A 6,457-nucleotide genomic window follows, 5' to 3' on the forward strand; every position below is an offset into this window, starting at 1 on the left:
CAGGCAACTTGTAGTATGACGGCATCAGGCGATTTTGCGCCGAAACATCCAGTACGCCGCTGAAATCGTGATGGCTGCTATTACCAATAGTGGCCACACACTTCCCCAGACAATGTCAAAACTCGCGTTCTTCAAATAAATCTGCTTGGTAATGTCGGTGAAATGCCGAATCGGGTTCGCCCACGTCAGGTTCTGCAACCACACTGGCATGTTTTCTACCGGCGAGACATAACCCGAAAGCAAAATGGCTGGCATCATAAAGACAAACACGCCGATAAACGCCTGCTGTTGCGTTGAGCAGAGTGCTGATATCAATAAACCAAAGCCCACCAACGACAAACCGTAAATCAGCATCGTGAAGTAAAATAGTAACAGCGAGCCGGAAAACGGAATGTGATAACCCCAGATCCCGACACTGAGCACAATGGTTGCTTGGCCAATCGCCACGATTTGCGCAGGCACCGCTTTGCCAACAAAAATCTGCCATGTTGCGAGCGGGGAAACCAACAGTTGATCGAGTGTACCTTGCTCGCGTTCGCGAGCCACGGAAAGCGAGGTGACAATCATCACGCCAATGGTGGTTATCATCGCAATTAACGACGGCACCACAAACCATTTATAGTCCAGATTTGGGTTATACCAGTTACGCACCACCAGCTCGCTGTTGTTGGGTTTTGGCAGGCCTGATACCAGTTCCTGTTGGTAATTTTTCACAATCTGTTGCAGGTAATTTGCGGCAATTTGCGCACTGTTTGAGTTTCGCCCGTCCAGAATGATTTGCAGTTTTGCTTGCTGATGGCTGGCGATGTCGCGTGAGAACTCCGCCGGGAAGCGAATCAGCAGCAATGCTTTTTGATTATCAATGGTCGGTTGTATCTCTTGCGGACTTTTTAACAACAACACATGGCTAAAGGCTTTGGCTCGGGCAAAACGTTGGGTGAGTTCAATGGAATGGCTGCCGTTATCTTCGTTATAAATGGCGATGGTCGCGTTAGTCACTTCAAGGGTCGCGGCGAATGGAAACAGCACCACCTGCAACACCACAGGCAAAATCAAAATTGCGCGGGTTTGCGGCTCGCGCAACAGGGATTGCAGTTCTTTGCGAATCAATGTCCAGAGTCGATATAACATTTCGTTCCCCGTTAGCAGGCTATTTTATTTGCCATTTTGGGTTTGGGCTGCGCCCAAACTGTCTGCAACAATGGCGCCTGGAGTCAGTTGTGCCTAATCAAGACGGCGCTTGGTTTTCAATGCGGTCAGGCCAATAAACATCACCGCCGAGGCAATTAAAAACAGTGTGTTGATGACTAACACGGTCGTAATATTCCCCGCCAGAAACAGGCTTTGCAGCGTGCTGACGAAATAACGCGCCGGGATGATATAGGTCACCGCACGGATAATGGCGGGCATACTGTCTATCTGGAAGATAAAACCGGACAGCATTATGGACGGCAGGAACGCCGCATTTAGCGCCACTTGTGCGGCATTAAACTGGTTGCGCGTAATGGTGGAAATTAATAAACCCATGCCGAGCGTACTGAGCAAGAACAGACTGGTGACGAAGAATAAAATCAGTAATGAACCGCGATACGGCACGTCGAGAATAAACACCGACACCAACATACACAGCAGCATCGCCAACATCCCCAGCACGTAATAGGGCAGCAGTTTGCACAGCAGTAATTCGGTACGCGTCACCTGGGTTGAGAGCAGCGCTTCCATGGTGCCGCGCTCCCATTCACGCGCCACCACCAACGACGTAAGAATCGCGCCAATCACCGTCATGATGATGGTCACGGCACCGGGAATGATAAAATGCTGGCTGATTGCCGCAGGGTTAAACCAGTAACGTAACTGCACCTCGATCAGCGGCTCAAACTTTTCACCCCGATCTTCCGCCCGTTGTTGCTGCCAGATTTGCCAGATCCCCTCCATATAACCTTGCACGAAGTTGGCGGTATTGGGTTCGCTGCCATCGGTTATCACCTGTACGGGTGCCGTGGCTCCCGCGCGCGCCATGTTTTGTGCGAAATCAGTCGGGATAACCACCAGACCGCGAATTTTCCCCGCCTGCATGAGTTGAATCAGATGCTGGCGATCGTCACTGATGGTCGGATCGATGTAGGGCGAGGCGCTGATGGTGTGTGCGAAATCGAGCGCCTCTTCACTTTGTTGCTCCAGCAAAACCCCGACGCGCAGGCGGCTGGAATCGAGGTTGATGCCATAACCAAAAATAAACAGCAGCAATAGCGGGATCACCACGGCAATCAACCAACTGCTGGGGTCACGCACAATCTGACGAGTCTCTTTCACGCACAGGGCGCGAACCCGTCGTAAGGAAACGGCCTGATTATGCTCGCTCATGTTCGTGCTCCTTATCCCATTGATGGATAAGCGTAATAAATGCCTGTTCCATGGTTGGGTCAGTTTGCTCGTCGTCGGCGGCTTGCTGTTTAAGGTCATCCGGCGTGCCACTGGCAATCAGCTTACCGCGATACACCAGCCCAATACGGTCGCAATATTCCGCTTCATCCATAAAGTGCGTTGTCACCATTACGGTGACGCCTTTTTCCACCATGCTATTGATATGCAGCCAAAATTCACGACGGGTGATGGGGTCGACGCCGGAAGTCGGCTCATCAAGAAATAAAATATCGGGTTCATGCATCAACGAGCACGCCAGTGCCAGGCGTTGCTTAAACCCGAGTGGTAGCGCATCCGTGGCGCTGTTCAAAATTGGTTTCAGGCTAAACGCTTCGCTCATACGGTTGATTTTCTCCTCCTGCGCTTTGCCGCGCAGGCCGTACACCCCGGAGAAAAAACGCAGGTTTTGCACCACGGTAAGGTTGCCGTACAGCGAAAATTTCTGCGCCATATAACCCAGGTGCTGACGCACTTTTCCGGAGCCGGTTTTGAGATCCATATCCAGTACCAGCGCTTTGCCGGAGGTCGGTACTAGCAACCCGCACATCATCTTAAAGGTGGTCGATTTCCCTGCACCGTTCGGCCCCAACAGGCCGAAAATCTCGCCGCGCTGAACGGTGAAATCGACGTTATCCGTGGCGGCGAAATCGCCAAACTTTTTGGTTAACGCTTCGGCTTTGATAACCGTCTCGCCTTTTGTGCCTTCCACGGTATGTAAAATTTTGCCCAGCGGCGATTCTTGCGTAGCCGCACCGCCCAGCAGGTCGATAAACGCATCTTCAAAACGCGGATCGGTCTGCGCAATACTCTCCGGTGGGAGATTGAGCGACTGGCTGAGCTCGTCAATCGTCGACTCTTTTGCGAGGATCAGGCGCACCGAACGCCCCTGAATCACGCCATCGCTGACCTGCGGTAATTTGAGCGCGCGTTGCAGCAACTTACGGTTATTTTCTTGTTGATGGCCCACCAACAGCGAGCGTCCAGCCATTTGCTGGGTTAACGCCTTTGGTGCGCCGTGATACAACAACTCACCTTCATTCATGAGTAAAACGTCGCGGCACTGCTCGGCTTCGTCAAGATACGAGGTGCTCCACAGAATCAGCATCCCGTCTCCGGCCAGTTCATGCACCATTTGCCACAGCTCGCGGCGCGAAATCGGGTCGACGCCGACGCCAGGCTCATCCAGCAGCAGCACTTTAGGCTGGCCGACTAGCGTACAGGCGAGGCCGAGTTTTTGTTTCATCCCGCCGGATAACTTCCCCGCGAGGCGTGAAGTAAACGGGCCGAGGGCGGTAAAGTCCAGCAGTCGCTTAAACGTCGCTTCACGTTCTTGCCCGGTGACGCTGCGCAAATCGGCGTACAGATTCAGGTTTTCCATGACCGTTAAGTCTTCATACAGGCCAAATTTTTGCGGCATATATCCCAGAATCGCGTGCAGGGCGCGATCGTCCTTTACGGGATCCAGACCCATCACCGCAGCACTTCCTTCGCTTGGCTTTAACAGGCCCGCGAGCATGCGCATTAGCGTGGTTTTCCCTGCGCCATCCGGGCCAACCAGACCCGTCACGGCACCGGTGCGAATTTCACAGTCCAGACGGGCCACTGCCGGTTTTTCCATGCCTGGGAACTGTTTCATCAACCCTTGCAGGCGGATGATGCCTTCCTGGTTATTCATGCGAGTTCTCGCTGTTGAATTTCACGGTCACAGGCATTCCCTGGCGCAGTGCGTCGTCGGCATCGGTGACAATAATCCGCAGGCGATACACCAGGTCGGTACGCAAATCTGGCGTTTCGACGGTTTTCGGTGTGAATTCAGCGGTAGGGGAAACAAAACCAATTTTGCCGTGATACGGCTTATCCGGGCGGCCATCGGTATAAACCAACAGTTCGGTGCCGGGTTTCGCCTGGTTGAGACTGACCTCGTTAACGTACGCACGTACCCAAACCGGGCGAGTGAGTGAGAGGGTTAATACCGAGTTGCCGGCATTGAGCATGCTGCCGGGTTCGACAGCACGGGTGAGCAACGTGCCATCCGATGGGGCAATCAGCGTGGTGTCCTGCAAATCGAGTTGCGCCTGGGCAAGCTGCGCTTTCGCTTGTTGCAGAGTGGCTTGCGCCTGAGCAATTTCCTGCGGGCGGTTACCGGTGCGGTATTGGCTTAACTTATCGCGCGCGGCTTTTAATGACGCTTTGGCCTGATCACTTGATGAACGTGCATTTTCCAGTTCGTTGGCGGAAATCGCGCGTTGAGCCCACAAACCTTGCTGGCGTTGATAAAAGTTCTGCGCGTAATCGAACGCCGCCTGTGCCTGATTCACCTGGGCGGCAACCTGGGCGATTTCTTCGTCACGATAACCGGCGATAATCAGGTCAAATTTGGCTTGTGCAGCAGCGGCATTGGCTTGAGCCTGGAGCAGCGCGTTTTGATACGGCCCCTGGTCCAGCTCGCCAAGCGTTGCACCGGCCTTAATGGCATCACCTTCATCCACCTGTAAAGCGGCAAGGCGCCCACCAACGCGGAAGCTCAAATTCACGGTGCGAATATCAACGTTGCCATATAACGTCAGCCCTTTATCCTGCTGACTTTGGTAGCCCATCCAGCCGGCAACCCCTGCTGCAATCAGCACCACAACTGCCACGATAATGATCGGTTTTTTACTTTTCATTGCCGCTGTTTCCTTGTTGGCTCGCTAACCCTTGCAAAATGAAATCGACATGGCTGCCTACCACGTCGCTGATTTTTTTAACCTTTTCACTATCAAATGTTGTCCATCCTGCACGAAGCAGAATGGTTTCTCGTCCCAGACGGAAAGCCAGCACCTGCCCGATAAGCGCGTGAGTATGGAGAATCATCTCGGTGTCATCCGGGCAGCGATCGGCATACCGCCCGATGAGGCGGGTGAGATGAGTGTGCATCGGCGCAATGACCTGTTGGTGAATGAGCTGATAAGCCGGTGTTGGCGAGAGCTGCTCGCGGGAGATAAATTTGCTGAGATTTAGCGTCTCATCGGCAGTCAGCAGAATAATCATGTGATTGCATGCAGTATGAATCAGCTGACGAATCTGTGGTTTATCGACTTGTGGCTGGCTGAGAATGGCCTCGGCACGTTCAACGTGAGGCTTAAAATTCTGCGTGATGAAGTCCGCTATCCATTGCGCGCAGGCCATGTACAGCTCTTCTTTCGAGCCAAAATAGTAGGTAATGGCGGCTATGTTCTGCCCAGCCAGTGCGGCGATATCGCGTGTGGTGGCATGCAATCCGTACTCACCAAATTGCGCGAGAGCCGCAGCAATCAGTGTTTTTTTTGCCTGCTCACCGCGAGTCGTGACAGGCGTCGGTGTCGCGTTCATACCGACCTCTTAAAAAGTTAATCAATCGATTGATTGAGAGTAGGCCCTCGATACCACAGTGTCCAGTTCTACGCATTTATCTTGTGAATGTGTCGAAAAATAGAATTTGTGCGCAGAGTCACAAAACCTGTTACACTGCGCGGCTTACGGCACCGTGGTTTGTGCCCCTCTCTCGCGCCAGAATGACTGGCGTCATATGAACCCCTGGAAACTACACCGCACCTCGCGGTCAGGGCGATTCTGGAGTACCTATGTCTTTTGATTCTCTCGGCCTGAACGCCGATATTCTGCGTGCAGTGGAAGAGCAAGGCTATCGTGAGCCTACCCCTATTCAACGCCAGGCGATTCCGGTTGTTTTATCAGGCCGCGACCTGATGGCCAGTGCCCAAACCGGCACCGGCAAAACAGCAGGTTTTACCTTGCCTCTGTTACAACGCCTGGTAGACAAGCAACCGCATGCGAATGGCCGTCGCCCGGTGCGCGCGCTGATCCTGACGCCAACCCGTGAGCTTGCTGCTCAGATTGGCGAAAACGTGCGTGACTACAGCAAATATTTAGATATCCGTTCGCTGGTGGTTTTCGGCGGCGTGAGCATTAACCCGCAGATGATGAAACTGCGTAGCGGTGTCGATGTGTTGGTGGCAACACCAGGCCGTCTGTTAGATCTGGAACACCAGAACGC

Annotated in this window: 6 protein-coding genes; 1 reads left to right on the top strand and 5 read right to left on the bottom strand. The window is 53.2% G+C overall.

Features of this window, described 5'->3' with window-relative positions:
• Positions 1–24 precede the first annotated feature (24 nt).
• From VJY99_RS06810 to cecR, 5 genes are all read right to left on the bottom strand, one after another.
• On the bottom strand, positions 25–1,131 hold the full coding sequence (locus tag VJY99_RS06810) for an ABC transporter permease (protein ID WP_324117308.1): 1,107 nt from the start codon (positions 1,129–1,131) through the stop codon (positions 25–27).
• A gap of 93 nt (positions 1,132–1,224) precedes the next feature.
• On the bottom strand, positions 1,225–2,364 hold the full coding sequence (locus tag VJY99_RS06815) for an ABC transporter permease (RefSeq protein ID WP_324117309.1): 1,140 nt from the start codon (positions 2,362–2,364) through the stop codon (positions 1,225–1,227).
• On the bottom strand, positions 2,351–4,099 hold the full coding sequence (locus VJY99_RS06820; RefSeq protein WP_324117310.1) for an ATP-binding cassette domain-containing protein: 1,749 nt from the start codon (positions 4,097–4,099) through the stop codon (positions 2,351–2,353). The genes VJY99_RS06815 and VJY99_RS06820 overlap by 14 nt, the downstream gene beginning before the upstream one ends.
• Positions 4,092–5,090, bottom strand: a complete 999-nt coding sequence (gene hlyD / locus VJY99_RS06825; RefSeq protein WP_324117311.1) for a secretion protein HlyD — start codon at positions 5,088–5,090, stop codon at positions 4,092–4,094. Before hlyD ends, VJY99_RS06820 begins: the two co-directional genes overlap by 8 nt.
• Entirely contained in the window at positions 5,080–5,775 is a 696-nt protein-coding gene (gene cecR / locus VJY99_RS06830; protein WP_324117312.1) for a transcriptional regulator CecR, read from the bottom strand. The genes hlyD and cecR overlap by 11 nt, the downstream gene beginning before the upstream one ends.
• A gap of 251 nt (positions 5,776–6,026) precedes the next feature.
• Here cecR and VJY99_RS06835 point away from each other — a divergent pair.
• On the top strand, positions 6,027–6,457 hold a 431-nt coding region (locus VJY99_RS06835; RefSeq protein ID WP_324117313.1), incomplete at its 3' end, for a DEAD/DEAH box helicase.

It is taken from the genome of Buttiauxella sp. (assembly GCF_035271705.1).
In the GTDB taxonomy this organism is placed as follows: Bacteria; Pseudomonadota; Gammaproteobacteria; order Enterobacterales; family Enterobacteriaceae; genus Buttiauxella.